Below are 14,842 nucleotides of genomic sequence, written 5' to 3'. Positions count from 1 at the left end.
TCAGGGCGCCTTCGGGGTGCTGGGGGTGGCCTTGGGCACCGGCGCCATTTCCACACGGCGGTTGAGCGAGCGGCCCTTTTCGCTGGCGTTGGAGGCCACCGGCTGCTCGGCGCCGAAGGCCGCGCTGAACACGCGCTGCGGCGGCATGCCTTCCTGGATCAGCGCGCGCGTGACGGTGAGGGCGCGCTGGGCCGAGAGTTCGAGGTTGTCGGCGAAGCGCTGGTTGGTGGCCTGCACCGGGCGGTCGTCGGTGAAGCCGCTGACCATCAGCATCTCGTCGCGCTCGCCCAGGTAGACCTGCAGCGGCGGCACCAGGCTCTGCAGGATCTGCCGGCCTTCGGGGCGCAGTTCGTCGGAGTTGAGCGCGAACAGCACGCTGCCGCTGATGCCGATGCGGCCGTTGTCCAGCGTCACGCGGCCGTTCTGCAGCGGAATGGCCAGGGCTTTTTCCAGGGCCATGCGGCGCTGCTCTTCCTGCTGGCGCTTTTGCACCTCGGCCTGCAGGCTGGCCACCAGGTCCATCTGCACCACGAGCACACCGACCAGGATGAGCACGAAGGCGCCCACCAGGCCGGACATGAGATCGCCGAACACGGCCCACACCGGCGCGGTGTGGTCGGTGCCGTCGTCGTCCTCGATGTGGCGGTCGTCCAGGCCGATCATCACGCGGCCTTCTTCTCGGCGGGTCGCGGCTCGCGCAGTCGGCGCAGGTCTTCCACGATGCCCTGTTGCGAGCTGATGCTGAGGTCGATCACCTCGCGCGCCTGCGCCACGTAATAAGCCAGCTGCTCGTCGCTGCGCGCGATGGACTGCGTGACCGCGCTTTCGATGCGCTGCAGGTTCTCGATCAGCTTTTCGTTGGTGGCGCTGAAGAGCTGCACGCCATGGCCGAAGGCCTCGCCCAGCGCGGCGAGCTCGATGGCGCTGCCGTTGACCTGAGCGGCCACTTCTTCGGCGCGCACGGCCTGCACGCCCACGGTGTCGGCGAACTGGCGGCCGACCTGGTCGAGCACCGCGCCAGCGGAGGTGACAAGCGATTCGACGGCGGCGCGCTGCTCGCCGGTGGCCTGTTGCACGGACTGGAGCAGCGTGTCGATGTTCTGCATGAGCGCGGCGCGTTCCTGCAGCGCCGTGTTGTCGCGCGCAGTGAGCTGGCTCATCTCCAGGCGCAGCTGGGCAATCACCTCAGCCGCGGCCTTGGGCGCCTCGGCCGCGGTGTCCAGCAGGCGCGCCATGGGGGCTTCGAGTGCGGTGCCCAGCGTCGCGAGGTGGGTGGCCACCTGGTCGTTCAGCGAGGACTGCAGCTCACCCAGGCGCTGCGCGCCGGCCTGGTCGCGCGCGGCTTCTTCGCTGCGCAGGCTGGCGAGTTCGTCGCGCCAGAGGGTCGCGGTCTGCTCCAGCGTCTGCGCCACGGCCTGCTGTTGGGCCAGGGTCTGCGCGCCAAGCTGCCGCCATTCGTCCTGCAGCGTGGCGGCCAGGGTTTGCAAGGTCTGCGCCCACGCCGCGTGCTGCTGCTGGTCGGCCGTGGTCTGCGCGGCGTGCGAGCGGCTCACGGTCTCCTGCACGCCGGTGATCAGGGCGGCGCAGCGCTGCTCGAAGCTGGTGGTGAAGGCGGTGAGCGCGCGGTCCAGGCCCTGGGCCTGCTGCTCGCTGGTGCGGGCGTGTTGCTGCAAGGCCGCCGTCCAGCCGTCGGCCACGGTGCCCGCGGTGGCGCCGAAGCGCTCCGACAGGCCCGACATCTGCGCCTGCACCGCCGCGCTCACGCGCTCGTGCAGTTGCGTCGACTCCCGCGCGAGCGCGCCCATGGCGTTTTCCACCACCGGCTGCAGGCTCTCGCCGGCCGCGCGCGCGCTGGCGCTCAGGCTGTCCTTGAGCGTCTGCTCGACCGAGTTCGCCAAACCCTGGTAGGCCTCGCGGGCCTCCTGGTGGAACTGCGTCTGCCGCGCCAGCAGCTGTTCGTCCAGCTGCTGACCGCGCTGTTCGATCTGCGCCATGAGCGCGATGGTGCCCTTGGCACTCTCCACCACGGGCCGCAGGCTGTCACCGGCGGCCTGGGCGCTGGCGCTCACGCTGTCCTTGAGCGACTGCTCGACGGATGTCGCCAGGCCCTGGTAGGCCTCGCTGGCCGCCTGGTGGAACTGGGTCTGCCGCGCCAGCAACTGCTCGTCGAGCTGCTGGCCGCGGCGTTCGATCTGCGCCATGAGGGCCTGCAGCTGATCCGCCACCGCGGGCAGCACGCCGGCCTGCTGCTGCAGAGCGTCGAAGGTGGCCTGGCGCTGGTGCGCCAGCGAAAACGGGCGGAACACGGTGGCGGTGTGGGCCTCGAGCTGGCGCGCCACCTCGGCGCGCTCGCGCCGGGCGATGGCGGACATCAGGCCCAGCATGGCCGAGGTGGCCACGCCGACCACCGAGGTGCCGAAGGCCAGGCCCAGGCCCTTGATGGGCGCGGCCAGCGCCGAGCGGATGGCCTGCAGGTCGGCCGAGCCTTCGAGCGTGAACACCACGCCCTTGAAGGTGACGACCATGCCCAGGAAGGTGCCGAGCATGCCCAGCATCACCAGCAGGCCGATCAGGTAGGGCGTGAGCGCCAGGCCGGGCAGCGCGCCGCGCTCGCCTTCGATGCGCTGGCGCACGGCGTTCTGCAGGCCGGGCGGCACGCGCGCGAGCCAGTCGCCCAGGGCCGCGAGCGGCTGCGGCACGTTGGCCAGCGCATCGGCGAGCGAGGTGGTGGTCTGGCGGTAGCGCCGGATCTCCTGCGCACCCAGCAGATAGACCGCGCCGATGACCGCGGTCATGGCCAGGGCGAAGGCGCTGGTGCCGACAAAACCCGCGCCCACCCAGGCGATGGCCAGCAGGCCCAGGACGAAGGCGGTGGTGAAAAACAAACGGTTCAGGGAAGGGCTGTTCATGGATTCAATTCATGGCTTCGATCATGCCCACCACCGGCTGCAGCCGCAGGTCGAGCTCGGCCAGCAGGGCCTGCTGGAAGTCCTGCTCGAACAGAGGGGGCCATGCATCGGGATGGGCCTGGCGCAGTTGCTCGAACCGCGCCTTGAGAAAGGCGGGCAGGCCGGCGAGCAGCTTCTGCTCGCGCCCGCCCAGCATCTGGTCCAGCGTGGCGTCCAGCGCCGCGAGTTGCGCGAGCCGGGGCGAACTGGCGGCCAGGGTCTGGCGCAGGTGGCCGCGCAGGGCATCGATGCCCATCTCCATGCGGCGCTGCTGGTCCAGGCAACGCTGGTGGTGAGGGGCGAATTCGGTGTCGGCGGCGTCCGTCGGGGGGTGCGGCGGCGTGGTGATGGCCTGGCTGAGCGTGGCGCGCAGGCGCTGCAGCTCGGCCCGCGCATCGGCCGCACCGGTCTTGACGGCGGCGCGCCGGGTCGTCACCGACGGCAGGGTCTGGTGCAGCGAATGCAGGGCGATGGCGTCGGCCACGTTCAACCAGTCGCCCAGGCGCTCGGCCATGTCCTGGCGCGGCACATCCGCCGACGCGGGCAGCCACCCGGCGAGCTGACGCACCAGGGCGGAACGGTTGAAATGGCTGCGCAAAAGACTTTCCTAGGGCGCCCTTTCGGGCGCGATCGACATCAAGCGGGTTGTGGGGGCTCCGCCGGCGGGGTTCACCGCCGGGCGGAACGCGCCGGTGTCACACCACCAGCACGGCCCGGAAGTCGTTCACGTTGGTGTGCGTGGGCCCGGTGATCACCAGGTCGCCGATCGGCTCGAAGAAGCCGTAGGCGTCGTTGCGGGCCAGGTGGTCGGTGAGCTTGAGGCCCTTTTCGCTGGCTCGGGCCAGGGTGTCGGGCGTCACCAGCGCACCCGCATTGTCCTCTACCCCGTCGATGCCGTCGGTATCGGCCGCCAGGGCCCACACGCCGGCCTGCCCGCCCAGGGCCTGCGCCAGGCCCAGGCAGAACTCGCCGGCCCGCCCGCCCCGGCCCTTGGCCTGGCCCGGCGCGCGTGGGCGCACCGTCACGGTGGTCTCGCCGCCGCTCAGGATCACGCAGGGCTTCTGGAAGCTGCTGCGGCCCTGCGCGGTGGAGCGTGCCATCGCGCCGTGCACCTTGCCCACCTCGCGCGACTCGCCTTCGATCTCGTCGCTGAGGATCACCACGTTCAGGCCCAGGGCCCGCGCCGCCTCGGCGGCGGCCTCCAGGCTCTGCTGCGGGGTGGCGATGAGTTCGACCGCGTGGCCCTGCAGGCGGGCGTCGCCGGGTTTGGGGGTTTCGAGCGCGCCGCTCTCCAGCTGTGCGCGCACCGCCGGCGGCACCTCGATGCCGTAGCGGCGCAGGATGTCCAGCGCCTCGGCGCAGGTGGAGGCGTCGGCCACGGTGGGGCCGCTGGCGATCACGCTCACGTCGTCGCCCGGCACGTCGCTGATCGTGAGCGTGACCACGCGCGCGGGCGCGCAGGCCGCCGCCAGGCGCCCGCCCTTGATCGCCGAGAGGTGCTTGCGCACGGTGTTCATCTCGCCGATGTGCGCGCCGCTCTCCAGCAACTGGCGGTTGATGCGCTGCTTGTCTTCCAGCGTGAGGCCTTCGCAGGGCAGCGTGAGCAGGGCCGAACCGCCGCCGGAGATCAGGCACAGCACCAGGTCGTCGGCCGTAAGGCCTTCGGCGAGTTTCAGGATGCGCTGCGCGGCGTCGAGCCCGGCCGCGTCGGGCACGGGGTGCGAGGCCTCCACCACCTCGATGCGCTGCGGCAGGCCTTCAGGCCGGGGCGGCGTGTGGTGGTAGCGCGTGACGACCAGGCCCGAGAGCGGCGCGTCGGCCGGCCACAGGGCTTCCACCGCCTGCGCCATCGCGCCGCCGGCCTTGCCCGCGCCCAGCACCAGGGTGCGGCCCTTGGGGGGTTGGGGCAGGCTCGCGGCCGTGTTGTGCAGGGGCAGCGCGCGCTGCACCGCCACGTCGTACAGGTGGCGCAACAGGGCGCGGGGATCGGTCAGGCTGGGTGGGGTGGTCGGCTCGTTCATGGGGGAGAAGTCTAGCGACCCCAGGGACCATCGGGTTACAGATTGGTAACACCCGAAACCCGCCGCCGACTCACTCGCGCATGTTCGCGAATTTCACCAGGCCCGCGTACTTCTGGAGGTCGGCGCGCATGATCTGCGCCAGGTCTTCGTTGCCGGCGGGCGGGATGGCGCCGCCGGCCTCCAGGCGCTGGCGGTAGGCCGGCTCGGCCAGCCCGGCCTTGAGCGCGGTCGTGAGGCGCTGCGCGACCTCGGGCGGCAGCCCGCGCGGGGCGGCGAGCGCGAACCAGCCCACCAGGTCGTAGCCCTTGAGTTGCGGGTGCTCGCCCAGTGCGGGCACCTGCGGCAAGGTGGGGAAGCGCTGCGCCGAGGTGATGCCCAGCGCGGTGATGCGCCCACCCTGAAGGAAAGGGGCCGCGGCGGTGGGCGAGACGATGGCGAAGTCCAGCGTGCCGCCGGCCAGATCGCTGGTGAGTGCGCTGGTGCCGCGGTAGGGAATGTGGGTGATGAACAGGCCGGCACGCTGCTTCACGAGTTCGCCCGCGAAGTGCAGCGTCGAGCCCACGCCCGAGCTGCCGTAGCTGTACTTGCCGGGGTTGCGCTTGACCAGCGCGATGAACTCATCGAGGTTCTTCACCGGCATCCCGGATCCGGCCACCAGCAGCACGGGCGCCGTGGCGATGAGGCCGATGGGCGTGAGGTCCTTGATCGGGTCGTACTTCTGCGCAGGATTCACCAGGCCGGTGGCGGCCATCTCGTTGCTCGAACCGGCCAGCAGCGTGTAGCCGTCGGCCGGGCTGTTGACCACGCGCTGCGCCGCGACGATGCCGGCCGCGCCCGAGACGTTCTCCACCACCACCGGGGTGCCGAGCTTGGCGGTGAGCACGTCGGCGACCACGCGCGCGGCCATGTCCACCGAACCGCCCGGGGCGTAGCCCACGACGATGCGGATCGGCTTGGCCGGGTAAGCGCCCTGGGCCAGGGCCGGGGAAGTCACGCCGACCAGGGCGGCGGCACCGAGGGCGGCGACGGCCGCGCGCCGGGAGAGCGAGAGAAGCGGCGCCGCTCAGCTCGCGGGCGCCAGGAAACGGCGCGCCAGCTGCACCCAGTAGCTCGCGGCGATGGGCAGCATGGCGTCGTTGAAGTCGTAACCGGGGTTGTGCACCATGCAGCCGCCGCTGCCGTGGTGCTCGCCCACGCCGTTGCCGACGATGAGGTAGCTGCCCGGGCAGTGCTCCAGCATGAACGAGAAGTCTTCGCTGCCGGTGAGCGGCAGCAGCTCGGGCAGCAGGCCCTCGTCGCCCAGCCAGTCGCGCGCGACCTCGCGCGCGAAGCGCGTGCTCTCCACGTGGTTGACCAGCGCGGGGTAGCGCCAGTGGTAGTCCACCTCGGCGCGCACGCCCAGCGTGGCGGCCTGCGCCTGCACGAGTTCGGTGATGCGCTCGCGCAGCATGGCGCGGATCTCGGGGCGGTAGGCGCGCACTGTCAGGCGCATCTGCACGCTGCCAGGGATCACGTTGGGCGCGTCGCCGCCGTGAATGGCCCCCACGGAGATCACCGCCATTTCGCGCGGGTCCACGTTGCGCGACACGATGGTCTGCAGCGCCACGATGATGTGGGCCGCCGCCACCACCGGGTCGGCCGCGAGGTGCGGCGAGGAACCGTGGCCGCCCCGGCCCTGCACCGTCACCATGACCGAATCGGACGAGGCCATGAACGGCCCTTCCTTGAAACCGAACTGGCCGACGGGAAAGCCCGGCATGTTGTGCAGCGCGTACACCGCGTCGCAGGGGAAGCGGTCGAACAGGCCTTCCTCGACCATGCGGCGGGCGCCGCCCAGGCCTTCTTCGGCGGGCTGGAAGATCAGGTTCAGGGTGCCGTCGAGGCCTTCTTCCTGCGCCAGGCAGCGCGCGGCGGCGAGCAGGATGGCGGTGTGGCCGTCGTGGCCGCAGGCGTGCATCTTGCCGGCCACGGTGCTCGCGTAGGGCAGCCCCGTGGTTTCCTGGATGGGCAGCGCGTCCATGTCGGCGCGGATGCCCAGGCGGCGCGTGCCCTGCCCCCGGCGCAGCGTGCCCACCACACCGGTGCCGGCCAGGCCCCGGTGCACCTCGTAGCCCCACTCGGCCAGACGGGCGGCGACGAGGTCGCTGGTGGCGAACTCTTCGTAGGCGAGTTCGGGATGGGCGTGGATCTGGTGCCGCAGCGCCACCATCTCGGCGGCGGTCTCGCGCACGGCGGGCAGCACTTGGTGAATGGCGGCGGCGTTGTCGATGCAGAAGCTCATGCCGGCGAGTCTATGAACCGCCCCCCGTGCGGGGTAGACAGGTCAAACTGCTCGACGCTCAGCGCTGCCTGTCGTGCCGATAATGCCGTGGTATGAAAGTCCACCAGCTCCGCTACCTCGCGACCGTGGCCGCCGAAGGCAGCATCCGCGCGGCGGCGCGCTCGCTCGGGCTGAGCCAGGCCACGGTGACCCAGGGGCTGCGCGAGCTGGAGACGCACGCCGAGATCGCGCTGCTCACGCGGCACGGGCACGGCATCGCCCTCACCCCGGCGGGCCAGGAGCTGCTCGTCCACGCCCAGCGCGTGACGGCCCAGCTGCGCGAGGCCGAGGAGGCGCTGGCGCGCCACCGCGACTCGGGCGCCACGCAGCGCCTGTCGGTGGGCGTCACGCCCTGGGTCGCGCAGACGCTGCTCGCGCGCGTGGTGCCGGCTTTCCGGGCAGCCCTGCCGCACGTGCAGCTCGAATTCTTCGACGGCCTGTCCGCCCTGGCCTACCCCAAGCTGCGCGAAGGCAGCCTGGACCTCATGATCGGGCGCATCGCCCCCGACGACGCGATGCAGGGCCTTCAGGCCATGCCCCTGTTCAGCTACGACATGACGGTGGTGGCGCGCCTGGGCCACCCACGCAGCGCCGCGCGCTCGCTGGCCGAGCTGCTCGACGACGACTGGATCCTCAACTTCGCGCCGGTCGAGCGCGCGATGATCCTGGACAACCTGTTCGGGCAACACGGCCTCGAGCCGCCGCGCCAGCGCATCCACCTGGCGCATTCGGCCTCGCTCATGCTCACGCTGGTGCAGCAGACCGACATGCTCAGCTTCTGCCCGTGGCCGCTGGTGGAAACCGCCAGCCTGCGCGACCGCCTCGTGGCCCTGCCCTTGCGCGAGCGCTTCCGTTCGCACCTGGTGGGCGTGGTGCGCCGCGCGCAGGAAACCCCCTCGCCCGCGGCGCGCAGTTTCATCGCGCTGTTCCTCGACGCGATGCGCCACTGGGCGGCCTCCCCCGACCACCCCGAGTGGCGCCATGTGCTGCGCTCGGTCGAGTTGATCGACCCCGGCGCCGAGCCGGACGCCTGAGCTCAGGCCGCCGGTTCGGGGGCGATCTCGTGCTTCGCCATCAGCTCCAGGCTGCGGCACAGGGCCGAATGGTCGAGCCCGGCCATGCCGTGGGCGGCGCAGCTCTGCATGAGCTGGGCCGCGCTCGCGGTGTTCGGCAGGCTCACACCCAGCTCCTTCGCGCCCTGCAGCGCGAGGTTCAGGTCTTTCTGGTGCAGCTCGATGCGAAAACCCGGGTTGAAGGTGCGTTTCACCATGCGCTCGCCATGCACCTCGAGGATGCGGCTGGCCGCGAAGCCGCCCATGAGGGCCTGGCGCACCTTGGCCGGGTCGGCACCGGCCTTGCTCGCGAACAGCAGGGCTTCGGCCACAGCCTCGATGTTGAGCGCCACGATGATCTGGTTGGCCACTTTCGTGGTCTGGCCGTCGCCGTTGCCACCCACCAGGGTGATGTTCTTGCCCATGGCGGCGAACAGCGGCTGGGCGCGGTCGAACGCGGCCTGCGGGCCGCCCACCATGATGGTCAGGCTCGCGGCCTTGGCGCCCACTTCGCCGCCACTGACCGGCGCGTCCAGGTAATCGCAGCCCAGCGCGTTGATCTTCCTGGCGAACTCCTTGGTCGCCATGGGGCTGATGGAGCTCATGTCGATCACCAGCTTGCCCGGGCTCAAGCCCTTGGCCACGCCGGTCTCGCCGAACAGCACGTCGTCCACGTGCGGCGTGTCGGGCACCATGGTGATCACGATGTCGGCGCGCCGCGCCACCTCGGTGGCGTTGGTGCAGACGGTGGCGCCGGCTTCCGCGAACGCCGCCGGGATCTTGCCGCGGCTGGCGACGAACAGCGCATGCCCGGCCTTGAGCAGGTTGAGCGCCATGGGCGCGCCCATGATGCCCAGACCGATGAAGCCGACCTTGAGTCCGTCCTTGGTCATGCCGGCTCTCCTTGCAGTTCGAGCGTCTGGCCGTGCGCGGCCACCCACGAGAGGCCTTTGTCCGTGCCGCCGGGGCCCGGGTCGCGCGGCTTGTATTCGCAGCCGATCTGGCCGGTGTAGCCCAGGTCGTCGATGGCGTCGAACAGGTAGCGGTAATTGATTTCACCGGTGCCCGGTTCGTGGCGACCGGGCGTGTCGGCCAGCTGCATGTGGGCGATGCGCGGCAGCAGGTCCTTGAGGGTGTTGGTGAGTTCGCCCTCCATGCGCTGCGCGTGGTAGATGTCGTACTGCAGGAAGAGGTTGTCCGAGCCGACCTCGTCCATCAGGGCGATCGCCTGGCGCGGGCGGTTGACGAAGAAGCCGGGCATGTCGAAGTGGTTGATCGGTTCGAGCAGCAGGCGCACCCCCTGCTGCTTCGCGGCCTCGGCGGCGTAGCGCAGGTTGCTCACCAGCGTGGCCTGCGCCTGCGCGGTGCCCGTGCCCTTCGGCGGAATGCCGGCCATGCAATGCAGGTTCGGCGCGCCCAGCGCGGTGGCGTACTGCAGGGCGCGCGCCACGTTGGCGCGGAACTCGTCCTCGTGGCCGGGCCAGCAGGCCTTGCCGCGTTCGCCGGCGGCCCAGTCGCCCGCCGGCATGTTGTGCAGCACCAGCTGCAGCTGGTGGTCGCTCAGGCGTTGCTTGATCTCGTCGGGCTGGAAATCGTAGGGAAACAGGAATTCCACCGACTTGAAGCCCGCGCGCGCGGCGGCGGCGAAGCGGTCAAGAAAAGGCAGCTCGTTCCAGAGCATGGAGAGGTTGGCGGCAAAGGTCGGCATGTGAGGGTGTCCTTGTCTCTGTTCTCGGGTTCAGTCCAGCAGGCCCACCGTCTCCAGGCCTTGCGGGGCGCGGCAGTCGATGGCCTCGAATTCGTTGATCTTGTCGATCTCGGTGCCCATGGCGATGTTGGTGACGCGTTCCAGTATGCATTCCACCACCACCGGCACGCGGTGCCGCTCGGCGAGCTGCTGCGCTTCGCGCAAGGCGCCCTGCAGCTTCTCGGGGTCGGTCACGCGCAGGGCCTTGCAGCCCAGGCCTTCGACCACGGCGACGTGGTCCACGCCGTAGCCGCGCAACTCGCCCGCGCCCTCGTCCATGTTCTGGTTGTCGAACGCCAGCTGCACGCAGTAGTCCATGTCGAAACCGCGCTGGCTCTGGCGGATCAGGCCAAGGTAGGAGTTGTTCACCAGCACGTGCACATAGGGCAGGCGGAACTGCGCGCCCACCGCGAGCTCCTCGATCAGGAACTGGAAGTCGTAGTCGCCCGAGAGCGCCACCACGTTCTTCGTCGGGTCGGAGGCCACCACGCCCAGCGCGGCCGGCAGCGTCCAGCCCAGCGGGCCGGCCTGACCGCAGTTGATCCACTGGCGTGGGCCATACACGTGCAGGAACTGCGCCCCGGCGATCTGCGACAGGCCGATGGTGCTCACATAGACCGTGTCACGGCCGAACACCTGGTTCATCTCTTCGTAGACGCGGTGCGGCTTCATCGGGATCTGCTCGAAGTGCGTCTGGCGCAGCATGAGGCGCTTGCGCTCGGCGCAGCGGCCGGCCCAGTTGGCGTAACTCGGCCAGTGGCCGGCGGCCTTGCGCTCGCGCGCCACGTCCACGAACAGCTGCAGCGCGGCCTTGGCGTCGGAGACGATGCCGTAGTCGGGGTCGAACACGCGGCCGATCTGCGTGGGCTCGATGTCCACATGCACGAACTTCCGGCCCTTGGTGTAGGTCTCCACCGAACCGGTGTGGCGGTTGGCCCAGCGGTTGCCGATGCCGAGCACGAAGTCGCTCGCGAGCATCGTGGCGTTGCCGTAGCGGTGGCTGGTCTGCAGGCCCACCATGCCGGCCATGAGCGGGTGGTCGTCGGGGATCGTGCCCCAGCCCATGAGGGTGGGAATCACCGGCACGCCGGTGAGCTCGGCGAACTCCACCAGCAGGTCGGCCGCGTCGGCGTTGATGATGCCGCCACCGGCCACGATCAGCGGCTTGGTGGACGCGGCCAGCATGTCCAGCGCCTTCTCGATCTGCTTGCGGTTCGCGGCCGGCTTGTAGACCGGCAGGGGCTCGTAGGTGTCGGGGTCGAACTCGATCTCGGCCATCTGCACGTCGAACGGCAGGTCGATCAGCACCGGCCCCGGGCGGCCCGAGCGCATGAGGTGGAAGGCCTGCTGGAACACGCGCGGCACCAGCGCGGGCTCGCGCACCGTCACGGCCCACTTGGTGACCGGCTTGGCGATGCTCTCGATGTCCACCGCCTGGAAGTCTTCCTTGTACAAGCGGGCGCGCGGCGCCTGGCCGGTGACGCAGAGGATGGGGATGCTGTCGGCCTGCGCCGAATACAGGCCGGTGATCATGTCGGTGCCGGCCGGCCCGCTGGTGCCGATGCACAGGCCGATGTTGCCGGCGCGCGCCCGGGTATAGCCCTCGGCCATGTGCGAGGCGGCCTCCACGTGCCGCGCCAGGATGTGGCTGATGCTGCCGCGCTGGCGCATGGCGGCGTAGAACGGGTTGATGGCGGCGCCGGGCACACCGAAGGCCTGCGAGATGCCTTCCTTCTCCAGCACACAGATGGCGGCTTGCGCCGCGGTCATTCGGGCCATGATGCGATTCCTTACCTGGGTTGAGGGACTGGGTTCGATGCTAGGGAGAACCCTTCCCATTGGGAATGGCAGCGGCGGTACGCCGATTCGATACTCCAGGTATGCAATGCGCTGCCGCCCCGGTTAACATGCGCCGATGGACCGCTTCAAGGAAATCGAGGCCTTCGTGCTGGCGATGGAGCACGGCAGCCTGGCCGCCGCCGCGCTGCACGCGGGCATCACGCCGGTGATGATGGGCCGGCGCATCGACGCGCTGGAGCGCCGCCTGGGCACGCAGCTGATCCACCGCTCCACCCGGCGCCTGGCGCTCACCGAGCAGGGTGCGGGTTTTCTGGACGAGTGCCGCACGCTGCTGGCGCAGTGGTCGGCGGCCGAGGCCACGGTGTCGGCGCAGAAGCACCGCGCCAGCGGCCACCTGGTGGTGTCGGCCCCGGCGGCCTTCGGGCGACTGCACGTGGCGCCGCACGCCAGCGCCTTCCTCAAGGCCAACCCCGAGGTCAAGCTCTCGTTCAACCTCACCGACCGCGTGGTGGACCTGGTGCGCGAGGGCTACGACCTGGGCCTGCGCATCGGTGGCGCGATCGACCCCAACTTCGTCGCCGTGCACCTGGCCACCAACCAGCGCGTGGTCTGCGGCACGCCGGCCTACTTCCGCAAGCACGGCAAGCCGCGCACGCTGGACGACCTGAAGGCGCACAACTGCCTGGCCTTCAACCTGCAGGGCGGCCAGCAGCGCGGCTGGTACTTCCAGCAGGGCGATCGCACGGTGACGGTGCGCGTGGAAGGCAACCTGGACTGCAACGACGGCGAACTGCTGCACCGATGGGTCAGCGAGGGCATGGGCCTGGGCTGGCGCTCCACCTGGGAGATTCAGGCGCAGCTGCAGCGCGGCGAGCTGGTCACGGTGCTCGACGAGTTCGCCCTGCCCGCCTACGACATCCTCGCCGTCTACCCGCAGCAGCGGCACCTGCCGGCCAAGGTGCGCTTCTTCATCGACCACCTCAAGAAGGTCTACGCGCAGCCCGGCTACTGGCTGCGCGAGGCACGCTGACTCAGGCGGGCCGGTCGCCGGGCAGTTGCAGGGGGCGGTCCTCGAACTCGGTGTTGAGCACCACGGTGCTGGTGGTGCGAGCCACGCCCGGGATGGCCTTGATGCGGTAGAGCACGTCCTCGAGGGCGCGCGCGTGGGTGGTGCGCACCTTGGCGATGAAGTCGTGCTCGCCGGCCACGCTGTGCAGTTCCAGCACCTCCGGCAACGCGCTCAGGCGCGGCGCGATTTCACGGCAGTGCGCGCCGCCGTCGTTGCGGATCGCCACGAAGGCGGTGAAGCGCAGGCCCACGCGGTCCGGGTCCACGCGCAAGGCGAAGCGCTCGATCACGCCGCGCTCGGCCATCTTCTTCACGCGCTCGTGCACCGCGGCGGTGGACAGGCCGACCTCGGCCGCCACTTCGGCGTAGGAACGCCGGCTGTCCGCACTCAGAACCGTAAGAATTCTGGCGTCCGTGTCGTCGATATTGATATTTGCTTGCATACAGGCATTATTGTGATCAAAATACAGACATTGATCGATCTGCCGAATAATTTCCGACCCAACGCCGAAGATGCCTGCCATTTTCAACCCGAATCGCCCCGACCGCCAGACCTGGCGCCTGAGCGGCGCCCTGCTGATCGTCTACCTGGTGTGGGGCACGACCTACTTCGCGCTGGACGTGGCCATGCAGTCCCTGCCCCCGGTGCTCATGAACGGCGCGCGCTTCGTGCTGGCGGGTGTGCTCATGCTCGGCATCGCGCGCTGGCAGGGCCAGGCCTGGCCGACGGCGGCGCAATGGCGCGCGAGCGCGCTGATCGGCAGCCTGATGGCCTTCGCCGCGATGGCGCTGGTGGTGCTGGCGCAGAAGGCCGGCATCGGCTCGGGCCTGATGGCCACCGTGGTGACCACCATGCCGATGTGGCTGGCGCTGTGGACGCGCTGGGGCGGCGAGCGCGTGCCGCTGACCAGCTGGATCGGCTTGGTCCTGGGCGCAGGCGGCGCGGTGCTGCTGGCGCTGGAGGGGGATTTTTCGACCACGCTGACCGGCTCGCTGTGCGCCTTCGGCGCGCCGCTGGCCTGGAGCCTGGGTTCCTACGCCTCGCGCCGCCTGAACCTGCCGCCGCCGGCCATGGCCTCGGCCGCGCAGTGGCTGCTGGGCGGCCTGCTCGGTCTGGTGGTGGCCTGGGTGTGGGAGCCGGGCGCGCGCTCGGTGGCCTGGCAGCAGGTGTCGGCGGCCTCGGTGCTGGCCTGGCTGTACCTGGTGGTCATGGGCACCATGGTCACGCTCAACGCCTACCTCTGGCTGCTGAAGAACACCTCGGCGGCGCTGGCCGGCAGCTACTCGTTCGTGAACCCGGTGATCGCGCTCGGCGTGGGCATGTGGCTGGGCGGCGAGCGGCTCACCGGCTGGGTGTTTGTCGCGCTGCCGGTGATCGGGCTCGCCCTGGCCCTCATCCTCTATGGGCGCGACATGGCGCGCCTGGCCGGCACGTTCATGCGCCGGCCAGCACCTTCAACAACCACACGTTGAGGTCGTCCACCTCCTGCGTGCTCACGGTGTGCTCCATCGGGTAGCTGTGCCATTCCACGCCATAGCCCAGGCGCTGCAGTTCGTCGCGCGAGGCGATGGCGCGGTCGATGGTGACCATGGGGTCGTCTTCGCCGTGCGCCAGGAAGATGGGGGTGTCGCGGTTGGCCTCGCCGCGCTCGGCGGCGGTGGTTTCGGCGATCGGCAGGTAGCCTGAAAGCCCCACCAGCCCGGCCAGGCGCTGCGGTGCGCGCAGGCCGGTCATGAGCGTCATGGCGCAGCCTTGCGAGAAACCCATCAGCACGATGCGGTGGGCCGGCACGCCACGCGTGACTTCGCGGTCGATCAAACCCTGCACCAGGCCCTGCGCGGCGCGCAGGCCGGCCTCGTCTTCCAGGCGCGGCACGGACGGGTGG

Annotated in this window: 14 protein-coding genes; 3 read left to right on the top strand and 11 right to left on the bottom strand. The window is 70.4% G+C overall.

The window, feature by feature from the left end; genetic code table 11:
* The 6 genes from AC07ZS_RS14595 to AC07ZS_RS14570 all read right to left on the bottom strand — a co-directional run bounded on the left by AC07ZS_RS14595 (position 1) and on the right by AC07ZS_RS14570 (position 7,250).
* Positions 1-663, bottom strand: coding sequence for an OmpA family protein (locus tag AC07ZS_RS14595; protein WP_494799312.1), 663 nt, complete (start codon positions 661-663; stop codon positions 1-3).
* The gene (locus AC07ZS_RS14590; RefSeq protein WP_494799261.1) at positions 663-2,909 is read right to left on the bottom strand and encodes a DUF802 domain-containing protein; all 2,247 of its coding nucleotides are present in this window, start codon (positions 2,907-2,909) and stop codon (positions 663-665) included. The genes AC07ZS_RS14595 and AC07ZS_RS14590 overlap by 1 nt, the downstream gene beginning before the upstream one ends.
* A 4-nt stretch (positions 2,910-2,913) precedes the next feature.
* Positions 2,914-3,546: a DUF3348 family protein gene (locus AC07ZS_RS14585; protein ID WP_494799260.1), complete on the bottom strand. Its 633-nt coding sequence runs from the start codon at positions 3,544-3,546 to the stop codon at positions 2,914-2,916.
* Between the two features lie 97 nt (positions 3,547-3,643).
* Positions 3,644-4,969, bottom strand: coding sequence for a glycerate kinase type-2 family protein (locus AC07ZS_RS14580; protein ID WP_494799259.1), 1,326 nt, complete (start codon positions 4,967-4,969; stop codon positions 3,644-3,646).
* 70 nt (positions 4,970-5,039) lie between these two features.
* On the bottom strand, positions 5,040-5,972 hold the full coding sequence (locus AC07ZS_RS14575) for a Bug family tripartite tricarboxylate transporter substrate binding protein (RefSeq protein ID WP_494799311.1): 933 nt from the start codon (positions 5,970-5,972) through the stop codon (positions 5,040-5,042).
* A 60-nt stretch (positions 5,973-6,032) separates the two neighbouring features.
* On the bottom strand, positions 6,033-7,250 hold the full coding sequence (locus AC07ZS_RS14570; RefSeq protein WP_494799258.1) for a M20 aminoacylase family protein: 1,218 nt from the start codon (positions 7,248-7,250) through the stop codon (positions 6,033-6,035).
* A 92-nt stretch (positions 7,251-7,342) separates the two neighbouring features.
* Here AC07ZS_RS14570 and AC07ZS_RS14565 point away from each other — a divergent pair, with 92 nt between their 5' ends.
* A complete protein-coding gene (locus tag AC07ZS_RS14565) occupies positions 7,343-8,323 on the top strand; it encodes a LysR family transcriptional regulator (protein WP_494799257.1) in 981 nt (326 codons plus the stop codon).
* A gap of 2 nt (positions 8,324-8,325) precedes the next feature.
* Here AC07ZS_RS14565 and AC07ZS_RS14560 read toward each other — a convergent pair whose 3' ends face one another.
* Genes AC07ZS_RS14560 through gcl form a run of 3 tightly spaced genes read right to left on the bottom strand, consistent with a single transcriptional unit; the run spans position 8,326 to position 11,867 of the window.
* Complete coding sequence (locus AC07ZS_RS14560) at positions 8,326-9,234, bottom strand: 2-hydroxy-3-oxopropionate reductase (protein WP_494799256.1); 909 nt, start codon at positions 9,232-9,234, stop codon at positions 8,326-8,328.
* Positions 9,231-10,049 carry a hydroxypyruvate isomerase gene (hyi, locus tag AC07ZS_RS14555; protein ID WP_494799255.1) on the bottom strand — a complete coding sequence of 273 codons (819 nt, stop codon included), beginning with the start codon at positions 10,047-10,049 and terminating at the stop codon, positions 9,231-9,233. The genes AC07ZS_RS14560 and hyi overlap by 4 nt, the downstream gene beginning before the upstream one ends.
* 30 nt (positions 10,050-10,079) lie before the next feature.
* Complete coding sequence (gcl, locus tag AC07ZS_RS14550) at positions 10,080-11,867, bottom strand: glyoxylate carboligase (protein ID WP_494799254.1); 1,788 nt, start codon at positions 11,865-11,867, stop codon at positions 10,080-10,082.
* Positions 11,868-12,003: 136 nt separating this feature from the next.
* Between gcl and AC07ZS_RS14545 the strand changes: the two genes are divergently transcribed.
* Positions 12,004-12,918, top strand: a complete 915-nt coding sequence (locus AC07ZS_RS14545) for a LysR family transcriptional regulator (RefSeq protein ID WP_494799253.1) — start codon at positions 12,004-12,006, stop codon at positions 12,916-12,918.
* Position 12,919: 1 nt separating this feature from the next.
* Here AC07ZS_RS14545 and AC07ZS_RS14540 read toward each other — a convergent pair whose 3' ends face one another.
* Entirely contained in the window at positions 12,920-13,399 is a 480-nt protein-coding gene (locus tag AC07ZS_RS14540) for an Lrp/AsnC family transcriptional regulator (RefSeq protein ID WP_494799252.1), read from the bottom strand.
* Positions 13,400-13,469: 70 nt separating this feature from the next.
* Between AC07ZS_RS14540 and AC07ZS_RS14535 the strand changes: the two genes are divergently transcribed.
* On the top strand, positions 13,470-14,429 hold the full coding sequence (locus AC07ZS_RS14535; RefSeq protein WP_494799251.1) for an EamA family transporter: 960 nt from the start codon (positions 13,470-13,472) through the stop codon (positions 14,427-14,429).
* Here AC07ZS_RS14535 and AC07ZS_RS14530 read toward each other — a convergent pair.
* A partial coding sequence (locus AC07ZS_RS14530; protein WP_494799250.1) for an alpha/beta hydrolase occupies positions 14,392-14,842 on the bottom strand: 451 nt, incomplete at its 5' end. The genes AC07ZS_RS14535 and AC07ZS_RS14530 overlap by 38 nt on opposite strands.

It is taken from the genome of Hydrogenophaga sp. GW456-12-10-14-TSB4, from assembly GCF_059424305.1.
Note: the sequence above shows the minus strand (reverse complement) of the source record. Positions and strands in the feature narration are given on the sequence as shown.

Excerpts from the sequence above, each read along its gene's own strand:
- AC07ZS_RS14595 (WP_494799312.1), bottom strand. The coding sequence starts at position 663 with ATGATCGGCCTGGACGACCGCCACATCGAGGACGACGACGGCACCGAC.
- AC07ZS_RS14590 (WP_494799261.1), bottom strand. The coding sequence starts at position 2,909 with ATGAACAGCCCTTCCCTGAACCGTTTGTTTTTCACCACCGCCTTCGTC.
- AC07ZS_RS14580 (WP_494799259.1), bottom strand. The coding sequence starts at position 4,969 with ATGAACGAGCCGACCACCCCACCCAGCCTGACCGATCCCCGCGCCCTG.
- AC07ZS_RS14570 (WP_494799258.1), bottom strand. The coding sequence starts at position 7,250 with ATGAGCTTCTGCATCGACAACGCCGCCGCCATTCACCAAGTGCTGCCC.
- AC07ZS_RS14565 (WP_494799257.1), top strand. The coding sequence starts at position 7,343 with ATGAAAGTCCACCAGCTCCGCTACCTCGCGACCGTGGCCGCCGAAGGC.
- AC07ZS_RS14560 (WP_494799256.1), bottom strand. The coding sequence starts at position 9,234 with ATGACCAAGGACGGACTCAAGGTCGGCTTCATCGGTCTGGGCATCATG.
- hyi (WP_494799255.1), bottom strand. The coding sequence starts at position 10,049 with ATGCCGACCTTTGCCGCCAACCTCTCCATGCTCTGGAACGAGCTGCCT.
- gcl (WP_494799254.1), bottom strand. The coding sequence starts at position 11,867 with ATGGCCCGAATGACCGCGGCGCAAGCCGCCATCTGTGTGCTGGAGAAG.
- AC07ZS_RS14545 (WP_494799253.1), top strand. The coding sequence starts at position 12,004 with ATGGACCGCTTCAAGGAAATCGAGGCCTTCGTGCTGGCGATGGAGCAC.
- AC07ZS_RS14540 (WP_494799252.1), bottom strand. The coding sequence starts at position 13,399 with ATGCAAGCAAATATCAATATCGACGACACGGACGCCAGAATTCTTACG.
- AC07ZS_RS14535 (WP_494799251.1), top strand. The coding sequence starts at position 13,470 with ATGCCTGCCATTTTCAACCCGAATCGCCCCGACCGCCAGACCTGGCGC.